Origin of the sequence: Neobacillus soli NBRC 102451 (assembly GCF_001591665.1) — a bacterium.
Lineage (GTDB): Bacteria > Bacillota > Bacilli > Bacillales > Cytobacillaceae > Neobacillus > Neobacillus soli.
The window spans coordinates 178,139-193,493 of record NZ_BCVI01000006.1 but is presented as its reverse complement, the minus strand read 5'-3'; the positions used below and the strand labels follow the sequence as shown (position 1 = coordinate 193,493).

General features: G+C 41.6%; 14 protein-coding genes. 1 reads left to right on the top strand and 13 read right to left on the bottom strand.

Annotated elements, in window-relative coordinates; translation table 11 throughout:
• The 13 genes from BSO02S_RS03435 to BSO02S_RS03375 all read right to left on the bottom strand — a co-directional run bounded on the left by BSO02S_RS03435 (window position 1) and on the right by BSO02S_RS03375 (window position 14,122).
• A complete protein-coding gene (locus BSO02S_RS03435) occupies window positions 1-279 on the bottom strand; it encodes a BMC domain-containing protein (protein WP_066062793.1) in 279 nt (92 codons plus the stop codon).
• A gap of 112 nt (window positions 280-391) precedes the next feature.
• Window positions 392-1,819: an aldehyde dehydrogenase family protein gene (locus BSO02S_RS03430; protein WP_066062455.1), complete on the bottom strand. Its 1,428-nt coding sequence runs from the start codon at window positions 1,817-1,819 to the stop codon at window positions 392-394.
• Window positions 1,820-1,821: 2 nt separating this feature from the next.
• Window positions 1,822-2,121, bottom strand: coding sequence for a EutN/CcmL family microcompartment protein (locus BSO02S_RS03425; RefSeq protein ID WP_066062452.1), 300 nt, complete (start codon window positions 2,119-2,121; stop codon window positions 1,822-1,824).
• Window positions 2,118-2,864 (bottom strand): hypothetical protein, encoded by a 747-nt coding sequence (locus BSO02S_RS03420; protein ID WP_142303718.1) that lies wholly within the window; start codon window positions 2,862-2,864, stop codon window positions 2,118-2,120. The genes BSO02S_RS03425 and BSO02S_RS03420 overlap by 4 nt, the downstream gene beginning before the upstream one ends.
• A gap of 5 nt (window positions 2,865-2,869) precedes the next feature.
• Entirely contained in the window at window positions 2,870-3,529 is a 660-nt protein-coding gene (pduL, locus tag BSO02S_RS03415) for a phosphate propanoyltransferase (RefSeq protein ID WP_066062791.1), read from the bottom strand.
• Window positions 3,530-3,649: 120 nt separating this feature from the next.
• Window positions 3,650-4,588, bottom strand: coding sequence for a DNA-binding transcriptional repressor DeoR (gene deoR, locus BSO02S_RS03410; RefSeq protein WP_066062445.1), 939 nt, complete (start codon window positions 4,586-4,588; stop codon window positions 3,650-3,652).
• Between the two features lie 313 nt (window positions 4,589-4,901).
• Window positions 4,902-6,257, bottom strand: a complete 1,356-nt coding sequence (locus BSO02S_RS03405) for an aspartate aminotransferase family protein (RefSeq protein ID WP_066062443.1) — start codon at window positions 6,255-6,257, stop codon at window positions 4,902-4,904.
• A 140-nt stretch (window positions 6,258-6,397) separates the two neighbouring features.
• Window positions 6,398-8,014: a PucR family transcriptional regulator gene (locus BSO02S_RS03400; RefSeq protein ID WP_066062440.1), complete on the bottom strand. Its 1,617-nt coding sequence runs from the start codon at window positions 8,012-8,014 to the stop codon at window positions 6,398-6,400.
• A gap of 83 nt (window positions 8,015-8,097) precedes the next feature.
• Entirely contained in the window at window positions 8,098-8,313 is a 216-nt protein-coding gene (locus BSO02S_RS03395) for a hypothetical protein (protein WP_066062437.1), read from the bottom strand.
• A 50-nt stretch (window positions 8,314-8,363) separates the two neighbouring features.
• Complete coding sequence (locus BSO02S_RS03390) at window positions 8,364-9,836, bottom strand: NCS1 family transporter (RefSeq protein ID WP_066062431.1); 1,473 nt, start codon at window positions 9,834-9,836, stop codon at window positions 8,364-8,366.
• A 151-nt stretch (window positions 9,837-9,987) separates the two neighbouring features.
• Window positions 9,988-11,406, bottom strand: a complete 1,419-nt coding sequence (hydA, locus tag BSO02S_RS03385) for a dihydropyrimidinase (protein ID WP_066062427.1) — start codon at window positions 11,404-11,406, stop codon at window positions 9,988-9,990.
• 25 nt (window positions 11,407-11,431) lie between these two features.
• Window positions 11,432-12,718, bottom strand: coding sequence for an NAD-dependent dihydropyrimidine dehydrogenase subunit PreA (preA, locus tag BSO02S_RS03380; RefSeq protein WP_066062424.1), 1,287 nt, complete (start codon window positions 12,716-12,718; stop codon window positions 11,432-11,434).
• Between the two features lie 33 nt (window positions 12,719-12,751).
• Window positions 12,752-14,122, bottom strand: a complete 1,371-nt coding sequence (locus BSO02S_RS03375) for an NAD(P)-dependent oxidoreductase (protein WP_084374871.1) — start codon at window positions 14,120-14,122, stop codon at window positions 12,752-12,754.
• 891 nt (window positions 14,123-15,013) lie between these two features.
• Between BSO02S_RS03375 and BSO02S_RS03370 the strand changes: the two genes are divergently transcribed.
• Window positions 15,014-15,289 (top strand): hypothetical protein, encoded by a 276-nt coding sequence (locus BSO02S_RS03370; RefSeq protein WP_066062420.1) that lies wholly within the window; start codon window positions 15,014-15,016, stop codon window positions 15,287-15,289.
• The last annotated feature ends 66 nt before the right edge of the window (window positions 15,290-15,355 follow it).

Sequence of the window (15,355 nt, the reverse complement as noted above, 5' to 3'; positions counted from 1 at the left end):
TTATTCAGCTTTCGGTAAAATACCTTCTACATCGCCGTTTGGACGTGGAATCACGTGTACAGAAAGAAGGGTACCCACACGCTGTGCCGCTTCAGCACCAGCTTCAGTTGCCGCTTTAACTGCACCTACGTCGCCGCGAACCATAACAGTAACAATACCAGCACCAACTAATTCCCTGCCGATTAATGTAACATTTGCTGCTTTCACCATCGCATCTGCTGCTTCAATCGCACCTACTAAACCTTTTGTTTCGATCATTCCTAACGCTTCTTGACCCATATTATTTCCTCCTCTAGTAACTTCTAATTTTGGTTTTACTTGTTCTATTACTTTTTCTTCCTGTGAAGTGACAATTTTTTCTTCTTTCGACTTTGCCAATTAACACACCCCACTATATGATTCTTAAACCATCTACTAAAACGCAGCGACGCTGGCGAGTAAATGTTTTTGCACTGGTTAATCCTTCACCCGTTGGTCCGGCAATCGTCAATGTGGTGAAACCTTCACTTTCAAAGCCTAAACCGGCAACAGATGGTCCATTTTTCACAAAAATAGTTGCTTGGATTTCCTGAGCCATTTTTGTTAAATTGGTGATATTTTGCGAGTGCATGACCGCCGTGTGCCGGTTCCCCTTTTCAGCAATGACAGCCAGTTCAATCGCTTGATCGACATTAGAAACGCGAACGATGGGTAAAATGGGCATTAACATTTCTGTCATTACCAAGGGGTGATCCTTGGTTGTTTCCGCGATGATTAGCTTCACGCTTGGACTTGCCTGGATACCTGCTGCTTGTAAAATCACAGCGGCATCTTTTCCGATGAGATCTCTATTCGGATAAAACTTATCGTTTTTCTTTACTAGCACTTTTTCAAGTAGCTTTTCGAGCTGGAAGCCTTTAAGTTCCATCGCTCCACTCTTAACCATCTCTGCTTTAAGAGCATTGGCTACCTTGTCAACAACGAATACTTCCTTTTCGGCTGTACATAAAACGTTGTTGTCAAAGCTTGCACCTTGGACAATATCTGCCGCCGCTTTGGAAATGATGGCTGTCTCGTCAACAACCACGGGCGGATTACCAGGACCGGCTGCAATCACCTTTTTCCCAACCGCCATTGCTGCTTTCACAACAGGGCCGCCGCCGGTAACGACAAGGGCATGTACCTTCGGATGGTTCATGACTTGTGCAGATGTTTCAAGATTTGGTGCGGCTACAGATGTAAGTGTGTTTTCAGGACCGCCTGCAGCTACAATCGCTTGATTTAGTAGCTGCAACGTTTTAATTGAAACACGCTTAGCACTTGGATGCGGGTTGTAAACCACTGTATTGCCTGCAGCAACTAAAGAAATCGAATTATTGATGATCGTTGCCGCTGGGTTGGTCGATGGTGTGATCGAGCCAAATACCCCAATTGGTGCATATTCCACGAGTGTTAAGCCATCATCACCGGAAAAAGCGGTACTGACAAGATCCTCAACACCCGGTGTCTTATTCACGGCCAAAAGAATTTTTGCTACTTTATCTTCGACCCTGCCAAGTTTGGTTTCTTCCACTGCAAGAGTGGCTAACTCGTTCACATGCTGACGACTGACTTCTCTCATGTTCTCAATCATTTGTCTTCTGGCTGCCAATGGGAGCTTGCGCAGCTTTTCCCATGCTAGTCTCGCTGCTTCGGCTGCTTCGTCAACAGTGGCAAAAACGCCATCACCGTAGCTGACGTCTTTCAATGATGCAGCAGGTGCGCTTGCTGGTTGACTTTCGCCTAATTGCTTCAGTACTTGTTCAACCATTTTTTTGATATCGGTTTCATTTATTTGCAAAATCAGTTACCTCCTTTTTCAAAGGTTAACGTCCCTTGTATTTCAATTTGATCGACAATTCCAACGATTGCTGCGTCAACGGGGACACCGTTAGTGATTTCAGTTTGTCTTGCCGAGCTTCCGCTGACAAGTAAGACCACCTCACCAACACCTGATCCAACCGTATCAACCGCAACAAGTGGTTTTCCATCTTCTTCGATATTCCTCATGTCAAGAGGTTGAACAATCATAAGTTTTTTCCCTTTTAATTTCTCTGCTTTGGTGGTGGAAACAATCGATCCAACCACTTTACAAATGATCATAGCGTCCCTCCTTGCAAGGAATCCCTCGGATTTATTTGAATTTTTAAATCTTTCGCCAAGTCCTTAGCGGAAGGTGTCACCTTACTCTTTACCGGAACAATTATTTCCTTCAATCCATCTTGAAAGGCCTTTTCCACATGCTTCGCTAGAATAAGAGTTTGCTTTTCTTCGTAAGCGGCATATTGGGCTTTTACCATTTGTGACATCTTGCTTAATGGCACCCATTTCACCTGATCAGTTTGAATTTGCCTTATGTAAGACTGCATGCGTTCCTGAACAGAATGCGGGGCATGGATTTGCTGATATACATTTAGTTCAATATCATTGTTAGCAATGACAATTGGCTTTCCAAGTAATTGGTATTGGATGGCCAGCCATACGGCCAACTCATCATCCATTGTTAACGCAAGCTTCGATACCAACTGATACGATGCGGCTGGGACAACGAGAACGGCTGTTTTTTCGATGATAGCCATCAATTTCTGTTGTGATGTTTCCTCTAATAAAACATATGATTTCCCACTGAACTTAGTCGTTGCCGGGAGCCATTCTTTTGATAAAATCAACGTCACATCATAACCCTCAAGAAGCGGAGTAACCGCTTGCAAAATCTGGGCAGGATTTGGAGATTGATAGCTTAATAGGATTACAATTGACTGTTCCCTGTTCTCCTGCCATTTTTCTTTCAAGTAGGCTTCAACAACTTGCTGGACAAGTATTTTTACCTGCGTTTTCACATCCACCAGCATTACTCCCCACTCACTTGATTTAGACTTTCAATCGCAACAATTTCTCCCAATTGTCCATTCATGATGTTTGCGCCATTGGCTTCATCAAGGTCGATATGCATCTCAAGTTTGTATTTTGGTGAAACACGAATTAATACATTTGAAAAAATAACCCCGCGGGCACCGCCGACTTTCACTTGAACAAGATCCCCGTCAGAAACACCAAATTGGTCCCCATCGCTCGTGTGCATATGAATATGACGTGCGGCACAAATCAGGCCTTCTTTAATAGTGATTTGCCCGAGTGGTCCTTGGATGGTGATGGGTTCAGACCCTTTAATATCACCTGAGTTGCGGATCGGCGGTTTCACGCCAAGTGTAAAGCCATCAAACAATGACACTTCCACTTGTGTGCTGCCTCGTACCGGTCCAAGAACACGGACATTTTGAATCTTCCCCTTCGGACCAATCAGCGTAACCGTTTCCTTTGCAGCAAATTGATTAGGCTGGGACAAGTCCTTCAGCTTCGTTAGTTGATAGCCTTTTCCAAATAGCCGCTCCATATTATCCGGTGATAAATGAACATGCCGGTTAGAAGCAGCAATCGGAACCTGCTTTGCTTGCTGGAGCGTAGATTTGACAATCTCCTCCACTAATTCTCTGATTTTCTCTTTATCCATTAACATTATCACCCCCCAAAAAAAAGACGAAAAGCGGAAGCACCCGTTTAGCGCGAAGTACACTAGCCGCTGGGTGCTGGAGCTAGACAGTAAACGAATTTCATTGAAATAAACTTCTGGTTAATCGAGTAAAGCCTTAGCAGTATACTGATCGGTAATGAGGACATTGGCAAGTTGCCCACGAAGGGCGCCAAAAATGCCATCAATTTTTGTGTTCCCGCCAGCAATAAGGATGCCGTATTCTTTTTCCGGTAACTGGGAGAGTTCAATTCCAATTGTGCGATCATTTAAAGCCTCATGGCTGATATGTCCATCAATATCAATAAACCTTGAACAGATATCGCCAACCGTTTTATTTGACCGTAAAATTTCGATGTCGCTGTCTAAAAAATAGCCTGCGTGCATCAGTGTAGACTGTTCGCCGAGTTCCCCGACCGTAAAAATGGCGATATTAGCCTGTTTGCCTAATTCCAGGATTTTTTTTACATGCCTGTCTGCCACAATGGCTTGCTTTACAACAATATGGTCAACGACCGCTGGGACTGGCAGGAAATGCGGTGTTGTATGAAAGGCATTGGCAAGACCATTGATGATTTCTGATGCATACGTGTTTGACTCTGAGTAACTCACCCCACCATTAAGCTGGACAATCGAAACATCCTTAACATTCTTAGGCTGCAGTTTCTTCACGAGTTGAAAAAGGGTTGTTCCCCAAGTAATTCCAATGGTGTCGCCACTTTGGACAATGCTGTACACGTAATCGGCGGAAACTTCTCCAAGCTTCTCTTTAATAAGTTCATCCTTGTAGTCTGGAATAGGAGCGACAATGCAATGCTTTAATTGAAATTTATCCTTTATCTGCATTGCTAACTCCTGAACATCTTCGGCCGGATCACATATTTTAATTTGGACAACACCTTCTTGGATAGCTTGCATAAGTAGCCTTGAGACGGTGGGGCGGGAAATTCCTAACCTTTTCGCGATTTCCTGTTGACTGTAATCTAATTGATAGTACATTTTAGCTACTTCAACAAGGCGCGAAATCCTTTCATCCACCATAGTACAATCACCTTTTTTTTAGTTTTGAAAAACAAAGACTATCAATTACTTTAAAAGTAAACGGTTACAACATTTTGTTAAATGTCAAATTCGCAATCGTTTATTAATAATGAAATTATGTAAAAGAATAATGAACATTTGCTAAGTTAATTATAACCGATGCAACAATTCTGTCAATCACTCTTTCGAAGTATTTCGACATTTTCCCCTATGTTATCCTATTTTATTATAGAAACCTAGGAATTTACTGAGTTCTTAAAATAAAAAACACCCGCAATTTACAAAATGTAAACTTGCGAGTGTTCTATTTAAATTAGATTATTTTTTTTAGGGAATCTGTTAAGGTTTTGACGATAAAGTGTAAATCCTTTTGCTCAATAGTTAATGGTGGAGCTAAGGTTAACACATTGTTGTAGCCAGCTACCGTTGCGCCATTTTTCCCGATGATAATACCTTCCTGCTTACAACTGGCGATTACTTGATTAACAAGACCGCTATCCAATGGTTCCTTTGTATCCTTATCCTTCACTAATTCAATCCCAACCAGTAATCCCTTCCCCCGCACATTGCCTACATAGGGATGATCCTGGAGAAGATTGGTTAAATCATTAACTAAATCTGCACCTAAATCCCTGGAACGGTCAAATAACTTTTCCTGTTCCATAATCTCTAGATTCTTCAACGCCAAGGCACAAGCGGCGGGGTTCCCGCCAAAGGTATTAACGTGGCGGAAGTAATCATATTCTTCCGTCCCTTTGAATGCTTCATAAATGTCCTTACGAACAGCTGTTGCCGAAAGTGGTAAATAGGCGCTGGTAATGCCTTTTGCCATTGTTATGATATCTGGCTTAACGTCGTAGTTCATAAAGCCAAATGGCTTACCGGTACGACCAAAACCGCAAATGACCTCATCGACGATCAGAAGTGCCCCGTGTTTTTCACAAACCTCTTTGGCCGCCTTCATATAACCATCAGGAGGAACAAGCACGCCACCGCCTGTAATGATTGGTTCCATAATCATCGCGGCAATGCTTTCACTTAGCTCCCATGTCATCGTTCGATCAATTTCTTTTACCGAGGACAATTCCATTGGGTCTGCGACATTCGTATCTTCACGGTAAGAATCGGGTGGCGAGACATGAATGAATCCCGGTGCAAGCGGCTCGTATTTATATTTCCTTTGTGCCTGCCCCGTTGCCGCCAATGCCCCCATTGAATTACCGTGATAAGCGCGGTAGCGTGAAACGATTTTGTAGCGGTTCTGTTCACCCTTTTGCTGGTGGTACTGTCTTACTATTTTAAAGGCGGTTTCATTAGCTTCGGAACCGCTGTTAGAGAAAAAGATGACATACTCATCGCCAAGCATTTCATTCAGCTTTTCTGCTAGTTTAATAGCAGGGACATGGCTTTGTGATAATGGAAAATAAGCCATTTCTTTCAATTGTTCATAAGCTGCTTCTGCAAGTTCGGTTCTTCCATAACCAATATTGACACACCACAGACCCGCCATCGCATCTAAATAACGCTTCCCATCAGCATCTGTCACCCACGAACCCTCAGCCTTTGTTGCAACAATCGTTGCGTTGGGATTATAAGGCTTCATCGAATGCCATACATATTTATCGTCTTTTTCCTGTAAAGTATCCTGAGATCGACTTGTTTGAACCATTACTCTCTTCCCTCCCATTGTTTTTATTGGTGCCTGACACCCGCGGCAATTAATCATCTCGTATCTGTAAAACGCCTTCATTAGACAGTCTGTACAATGGCGTGAACGATTTCTTGACAAATTGAATAGCTTTGCTCCATTTAAAGTACCTGATTTGCTTTTTGAGGATAGGATGCCGCTAAATAATCTTGGACAAGCAGCATGAATTCAATCGCAACACGCTTCTCGTGCTCCATAAAATCATCACCAAGAATGTTTTCAAGCTTTTGGAGTCGATGGTATAGGGTTTGCCTCACGATAAAAAGCTTGTTGGAGGTTTCCTGCTTTGAACCGCTGCACTCCAAATAGGCTTTTAACGTCTCTAAAAGCTTGCCATTATATTTTTGATCGTATTGAATGACGGGCTGTAGATACTCCGCCGCAAGTTCTTGCAGGTTTATATGATTACTCATTTGCGAGATTAACCGATACAAATGCAAATCCTCATAAAAATAATAGCTTTCTTTGTTGGTCATTTTTTGCTGTATCCGCTGTGTTTCTTTTGCTGTCAGATAACTTTTATGTACATCACACAAATTCTCGGTAAACTTTCCAGCAGCAATCAAAATCCTTGCTGTACTGTGACTTCTAATAAACTCCGAATCCATCAGCAACTTAATGGCCTTTTTGATCCGTTCCTTTAGATTCTTTTTCGGTCGATTATTAAGAAGAATAAAGGTAATTTCATTTCGTTTTTCAACAGAAAATACGGCAAAGCCATTTTGTTCAAAAACAGACCGGAATAATAATTTTAAATAGGTAACATCCTGACTTAATTTTTCCTTTGCCGGAAAAAGCTTTGTGATCAAAACCACGGCGTCGTTCGTTTTCGTTTTGATTCCATTCTCGACAAAATATTCATTGATGCTCTCTGGTGAATGTTCACCGGCTAGCCAAGCATAAAGCCACTCAAACTCTTCCACGCGCTTTTTTTCTACCACATACATATCCCGTAATAAATGCTGGGCCAGTGCTGTAGCCGTCCGGTCTAAAATCAATAAATCATATTCGCTGATGGAAATATCCTTTGAATAGATAAATAACTCGGCGTATTCCTGACCGAATAAGAAGATGGGTGAGGATGCAAGATGATCACACGATTCAGTTTTAGCCTTTTCGACCTGACGGATGATTTCGTTTTGTTCGGTTCGACTGATTTCAGGTACAAATTCATATTCATGATTTTTCAAGCGGAAAATGATTTGTACATCTAATGCCGAGAAAATAAATTGCAGAATATCCTCATGCGTTTCAATCGTTAAGAGCCGTTTATTTAAACTTTGCGAGTAATTCTCTAAATCGGAAATCTTCTGGTATTGCTGATTAATGATAATGGAATGAATATCTTGAGTGATTTCAACAAACGGGACCTCTTTTTGAAAAACAATAATCGGGAATTGATGTTCATTGGCTAGTTCAATGATTTCCGCAGGTACCTCTGTCATATATGTCCCCATCTCAAGACAAAAGCCGGCCGCCTTGTTTTCAAGAAACTCCATTACCATCGAGACAAATAGCTCAACATTATCTTTCCAGGCAACACCTGTTGATAAAATAAGTTCATCTCCGTTTAATAGATTTCGAATACTTGTGACCTCAACGACATGAACCCATTTGACGATACGTTGAATTCCCTCTTCCCCAGCAATTACCTTTGCATGTTCAAAATGCTTGCGATTTAATACATCTGCGACCGTTAATTGAAAGTGTTCCTTCATCGTTTGATCTCCCCAAAATATACATTCTAATTGGTAGAAAAGGATTGGTTCCTCAAAACCAATCCTTTTCTTGGTAAGTAATACTACTCCACTTGATTTTGATTAATTAAGAGACTAGAAAAATATTTCCTTGCGTTTGCGGTTCCGATAAGAAGTGTTTCTGTAACATTTCCATTTGGATGTAAAAAATCAACAGAGGCACCATTTAAATGTTCTCTCACACCGCTAATCCGACATCCTTTTTGAATAAGAAAATCGATTTTGTCTCTTTCATTGAGAAATTGTTGATAATCCGACATCAAATACCCCCTTAAGTCTTTTCAAATTCCCTAAAACCTTTGTCTTTGCTTTAATATAAATCTACATTATTTGGGATTTCTACTATAGCTGTTTCAAATGCGTTTTCATCAATCACCCAATCACGCCCAACCGAAATCCCTAAATACTTCTCATCACTAGGATCCTCGATTTCCGCCTGCGGGTACTTTTTGAACCACCAGTATTTAGCAAGAACATAATAGAGTCCTGCTCCAGCAAAGAAACCAACCAAAAACCCATAATTTGGAACGAAAAAGGAAGCTCCTCCTCCTACTATCCATGCAATAAAACCAGCTAAATTTATGCCTCCCATGTATTTAAACTGACCATGATTTTCGTATAAATCAGGAACATTTACACGTCTTTTCCGAATCAAATAGTAATCGGCAAACAGGATACCGACAATCGCAGATAATATTCCGCCAACAAAGAGAAGAATCGGAATGATAACATCAAATAATGTCCATGGCTGGACAATAGTTCCGACAATTCCTGCCGTGATTACTCCCGCCCAAAACGGGAACTTTGGACCGCCCACGTTTGAGAAAATAGTTGCTGCCGGAACAACATTTGCTGCCGTATTCGTTGACCATTGGGCTAATACGATCATCAGCAGTAAAATCGCTAGGAAAAAACCGCCTGCAGACTTTTGAAGCGCTACAACAGGGTCGTAGTTTAATACAGCAATATAGGCCACAGCACCGATAATAATCATGAATGTTTGCGTTAATGGCATCGCAATCATGTTGCCAATTAATGAACTCTTATTTCGTTTAAACCAGTTCTTTTCGTTTGCAGGTGCCTTGATAAATCGGGATATTGTAGGAATATCAGCGCTCAATGTCGCCCAAAAGCCCATATTACTGAAAATGACAACTAAAAATGCGCTAAAAGCTGCAACACCGGTAACAGGGGATTCCGCCCAGCTCCATATATCTCTCCCAGCTGCAGCAGCTTGGTCTGATAATGACGAATACATCCATAACGAAATTAAGATAATGATAGGAGCAGCCATATCAGCAAATCGTTCGATTGATTTAATGCCTAAAGCGGTATTAATCAATTGAACGATGGCAAAAATGAGGAAGCAAACAAACCAATTATCAAAGCTAAATAAAATATTTAAGATACCGTTCATCGCTGTCGCCCCGAAATAGGTATTAATACCAAACCACATTGATGCCGTTATCCCACGGGTGACCGATGGAATATGGGTGCCTATCGTCCCAAAGGGGGCTCTCATATAAACAGGAAAGGACAAACCGTGTTCAATTCCAATGTCAGCAATTAAGGAAATGAAAAACCCGATGGCAAGGCTTCCAATGACAGTGGCTAGAATAACCATAGGTAATGATAAGGACATAACCCCTGCCCCCCCAATGGCAAAGGCTGCAAGTACAACGCACATTCCCACCCACATAAAAGAAAAACCTAATTTAGTGACTTTTCTGTCCTTATGCAGGATAGGCAATAAATCGGCTGATTTTAAATGGCTTTTTTTCATATGAACACTCCTCATTTTTTCGGTTTACTTTTTCAGAATTTAAGGCACCAAAATTCAAACAACCGACACAAACTTAAAAATTCAAAAGGGCAATTGCCTGCCAGGCAAGCAATTGCGGGAGTAGTTCAATTAAAGCCGCGACCATTTCTGGCTACATTGTTAACGTTTCACTTTGGTTTACTAGCGTATTCATACTATATTTGGCTCGTTTCAAATATTGGCCGGAACCTGGCTTGCCTACAAACTGTTTGTCACGGACAACAAATTCCCCGCGCACTAATACAGAAACAGGCTCCCCTGTGACCTTCATTCCCTCAAAAGCATTGTAGTCAACTGCCATATGGTGGGTATCCGCCGATAGCACCCGTTCAATATTCGGATCAAAAATAACAAGGTCCGCGTCAGCGCCAATCGCAATAGTCCCTTTTTTCGGAAATAAACCGAAAAGCTTGGCAATCCGTGTTGAGGTAATATCAACAAACTGGTTTAAACTAATCCGTCCTTTTTTCACCCCTTCAGAGAATAAAAGCGATAAACGATCCTCGATTATCGGACCTCCATTCGGAATCTTTGTGAAATCATCTCGCCCTAAATCCTTCTGTCCTTTAAAATCAAACGAGCATTGATCGGAGCCAATCGTTTGCAGCTGGCCGCTCTTCAAAGCATTCCAGAGAACATCCTGGTTCCATTTTTCTCTTAATGGCGGCGACCAAACATATTTGGCCCCTTCAAAATTAGGCTTTTCTAAGTAACTTTGATCAAGGACTAAATATTGCGGACACGTTTCGCCCCAGACATCAAAGCCCTTACTGCGTGCCTCGGCAATCTTTTCCACCGCATCGGCACATGATACATGCACAACATAAAGTTGAGAGTTTGCTAGACCCGTAAGCTTTGCTGCACGGCCTGTCGCTTCCCCCTCTAATTCAGGCGGTCTAGTTAACGCGTGGTAAATTGGTTCCGTCTTCCCTTCTTCAAGGGCCTTCTTCGTTAAATAATCAATGACATCTCCATTTTCCGCATGGACCATGACCAACGCACCATGTTCCTTTGCAGAAACTAGTGTGCGAAATAATGTTTCATCATCTGCTTGAAAGACGTTTTTGTAAGCCATAAATACCTTAAACGAGGTAATTCCCTCCTCATTTATGACTTGTGGCAGTTCGTTTAGGACATTCTCGTTAATTTCCGAAATCATCAGGTGGAAGCCATAATCGATGACGGCCTTTTCCTTGGATTTGTCATGCCAGGTTTGAATCGCATTTTTTAGCGGCTCGCCCTTATTAGTTAGGCAAAAATCAATCACGCTTGTCGTTCCGCCAAATGCGGCAGCAATCGTTCCAGATTCAAAATCATCCTTCGTAACCGTTCCCCCGAAAGGCATATCTAGATGGGTATGCGGGTCAATCCCACCTGGAAAAACAAAACAGCCTTTTGCATCAATTATTTCCGCCCCAACGGCTGAAAGATTTGAACCAATTTGCGTAATTTTGCCATCTTCAACTAATATTTCTGCTTGATACGTATCCGCCGCCGTGACAATCGTGCCATTTTTGATAATTTTCTTCATGATTTTCCCTCCCAATCTTCTTTTACTATTTAGTTACGTCCGCCTTACATTCCACAGCGACACTTAAGGCTGATTGGCGCTCATTCCAGGTCAATGGAGCAAGCTCCCTTGCTGCTTCGACCATGTCAATCGCTCCATCAACAGGACAGACAATCGAGCATAAATTACAGCCTACACAGTCCTCTTCGCGAACCTTAAGGTAGTCATTTCCATTCACATCCGTCAGCATATCTATACATTGGTGCGAGGTATCTTCACAGGCAATATGGCATTTATTGCAATTGATACATACATCGGTATTGATTTTTGCGACGATATTATAGTTTAGATCCAAGTTACCCCAGTCAGAGTATCTTGGGACGGATTTGCCGATGATTTCCGATACAGAGGCAATCCCTTTACTATCTAGGTAATTACTAAGACCTTCAATCATATCCTCAACAATGCGGAAACCATGGTGCATTGCGGCAGTGCATACTTGAACACCCGTCGCACCCATTAGCATAAATTCGACCGCATCCTGCCAATTGGAAATACCGCCAATCCCCGAGATTGGCACATTAATATGCGGATGTCTTGCACATTCCGCGACCATATTTAAGGCAATCGGCTTCACAGCTGGACCGCAATAACCGCCATGCGCTCCTTTTCCGGCTACATGCGGGATAGTATTCCATGAATCTAGATCCACGCCCATTAGACTATTGATTGTGTTAATCATACTGATAGCATCCGCACCGCCATTACAAGCCGCTTCAGCAGTTGCGGTAATATCGGTGATGTTCGGCGTAAGTTTAACAATGACAGGTGTTTTGGCTACTTCCTTCACCCAAAAGGTCTGACGTTCGACAAGGGATGGGACCTGTCCTGAAGCGGCCCCCATTCCGCGCTCCGCCATACCATGTGGGCAGCCAAAGTTTAACTCAAGTCCATCAACACCAACATCCTCAACCCGCTTAACAATTTCATGCCACTTCTCCTGATTTGGCTCAACCATTAATGATGCAATGATGGCGTGGTTAGGAAATCGTTTTTTCGTTTCATAAATTTCTTTTAAATTGACATCTAATGGCCGGTCGGTAATTAACTCAATATTGTTGAATCCCGCGACCCTTTGTCCGTTAAAACTAACGGCAGCAAACCTTGATGATACATTCAAAATAGGATCGCCCAGTGTTTTCCAGACTGCCCCTCCCCAGCCTGCTTCAAAAGCTCTCTGAACCTGATAGCCAGAGTTGGTAGGAGGTGCTGATGCCAGCCAGAACGGATTAGGAGACTTGATCCCTGCAAGATTAATACGTAAATCAGCCATCTATTTTTCTCCCCTTTGTTTTCAAATAAGAAGTTAATTTGCTGTTCCTACTACGGAATATTGCTTATGAATGGCATATGCCACGTCTTTTCCTTGCTGGGCCGCGGTTACGACCATGGCGTCACCTAACCCCTTGCCGAAAACTACATCCCCACAGGCGAATATTTTCGGATTGGAAGTTTGAAGTGTTCCTTGATCAACTTTCACGACCCCGCCGGCATGATTGAGACCAAACGACTCAATTAGCTCGAGATGTCTTGTTTGTCCAATTGCTTTTACAATAGCATCAACCGGAATTACATGTTCGGAACCTTCAATAGCAACTGGCCAGCGCCGTCCATCCTTTTCGGGCTCGCCTAGCTTCATTTTGATGCACTCAATACCCGTTACTCTACCTCTTTCATCGCCAATAATCCTTTTCGGGGCTGTTAACCAGCGGAATTCCACGCCATCTTGTTTGGCAAATTCATATTCGAAGTCATAAGCCGTCATTTCTTCTTCCGTTCTCCGATATAAAATCTTGACGTTTTCGGCACCTAAGCGAACTGAACATGTCGCGCCGTCAATTGCGGTATTCCCCGCGCCGATAACGACCACCCGCTTGCCAACCAAGTCATTCGATAACTTGCCACTTTTAGTTGCTTTGACAAATTCAATCGCATCATAAACCCCGTCTAAGTTTTCACCCTCCACACCAAGATTTGGAACATGAGCCATACCAACAGCTAAGATGATATTATCGAAATTCTCAGTAATTTGTTCGACTGAAATATCCTTTCCGACTACTGTACTTGTTCTAATTTTTACATTCAATTTTTCAACCTGTTCCACTTCCCAGTATGAAATCTTTTGCGGAAGGCGGAACGATACAATCCCATAAGTATTTAGGCCGCCTGCTTTCTCCGCAGCTTCAAAAATAGTAACATCATAGCCCAGTCTTGCCAGTTCCCGTGCTGCTGCTAATCCGGCAGGACCGCCGCCAATAACCGCAACTGTTTTACCATTTGATTCACCTGGCTGAAATAGGGTCTGTTCATTTTTTATAGCCCAATCGGTGGCATACCGCTGTAGATTGCCAATCATAATTGGTTTAGTAGAATGATTAAGGACGCAAGCTCCTTCGCAAAGCTCTTCAGTCGGACAAACCCTTGCGCAGCTCGCTCCAACTGGATTCGAGGACATAATCGTTTTTGCAGATCCAAGTAAGTTTCCTGAGGCAATTTTTTTAATAAAGGTTGGTATATCAATTCCTGTTGGACAGGCCTTTATACATGGGGCATCATAGCAATAGAGGCATCGATTGGATTCTTCAACAGCTTCCCTAGTTGTCAGACCCGGCTCCACCTCAAGAAAGTTCTGTTCAAGATTGGATAAGGAAATACGCTGGATTTTTTCATTCGTCAAAGAGAAACCCTCCTTTTTATATGAATGGTAAACGTGACAAGTTCATTTTTCTCTAGTAAAAACATTAATGAAAGCGCTTAAATAAAAAAGAATTCTAATTAAGAATTTCTTAAACGAACCAACTCCTTTGGCCTATCTATGTATTTTGCAGAAAATTCTGCATCTTACTTCCATTTTACAGACTGTAAAAAGGTATTGCACCTTACAATTTGTAAAATGATATAAACATTTGATTAACCAATATGTAAAAAGTTGTTTCCAGTAATATTCAAGTGGACAGAATCAATTCGACCGTAGGAATGTATCCAGATGTCACACCTGTATATTTTTCTGAATTCTCCTACAATTTATCATAAATAACGAGAAGATTTTGTAAAAAAAACTCGAAATTTATCTTTCGTTTCTATTTAGGAAAAATAGTGATTTTATGAATCTACCTTTTTAAATTTCTATTAAAATCAACGATTCTATATGATAAAGGATTCAATTCTAGTAAAAACAATCAAATATTAGCTAAAAAAGTTTTCGACAAAACTAATTAATTTGACGAAACTTTAGAATTCTCATTATAAAAAGCGTACCGAAGTACACTTTTCTATTGGATCGGAACATACTAATATTAGTGCTGGTCTTCGGACTAGCAATCGAATCTTCTCATATTGTTTTTATTGAATACGGATTTTTACTAATTCACTACCAACAAGACCACTTTCCCCCATACCAATGCTGTTTTTTTATTGTTCATAGATCCCCTTTACATCTCCTTTCACCCAATACCCTGTTACGAAAATAGTAGACTTGTTTTAAAAAGATATAAAGTGAAGGATCATTAATTTATTTTTTATTTGGGGATACTGATAAGTGTGAAATTCATGTCAGGGAGGAAACTCAATGCCTAACGAAGGCCATTTCAGTGATTTTATCGAAGAGTTATCTATTCAAACGAAAATGGAAAATGTTTGGAGCGAAACGTGTGGATCGTGGCAAAATTGTAATGATGAAACGATTCAGTCGTTTCTTGCCCAATGTCTTGATTATAATATTGACCCGCAGTTCTGTATGAGCTGGGTCGAACAGCATAAGGATCAGATTCCTAACTGGACAGATGTATCGGAAACATCCCTGGATTGGGTAAACGATCATACATCAACCGGGTCCGCATTTTAACCAAAGCAGAGGGAAATGGGTTTTATCAATGGATCTTTAAACAAACCTATTCATCTGTTTTTAATT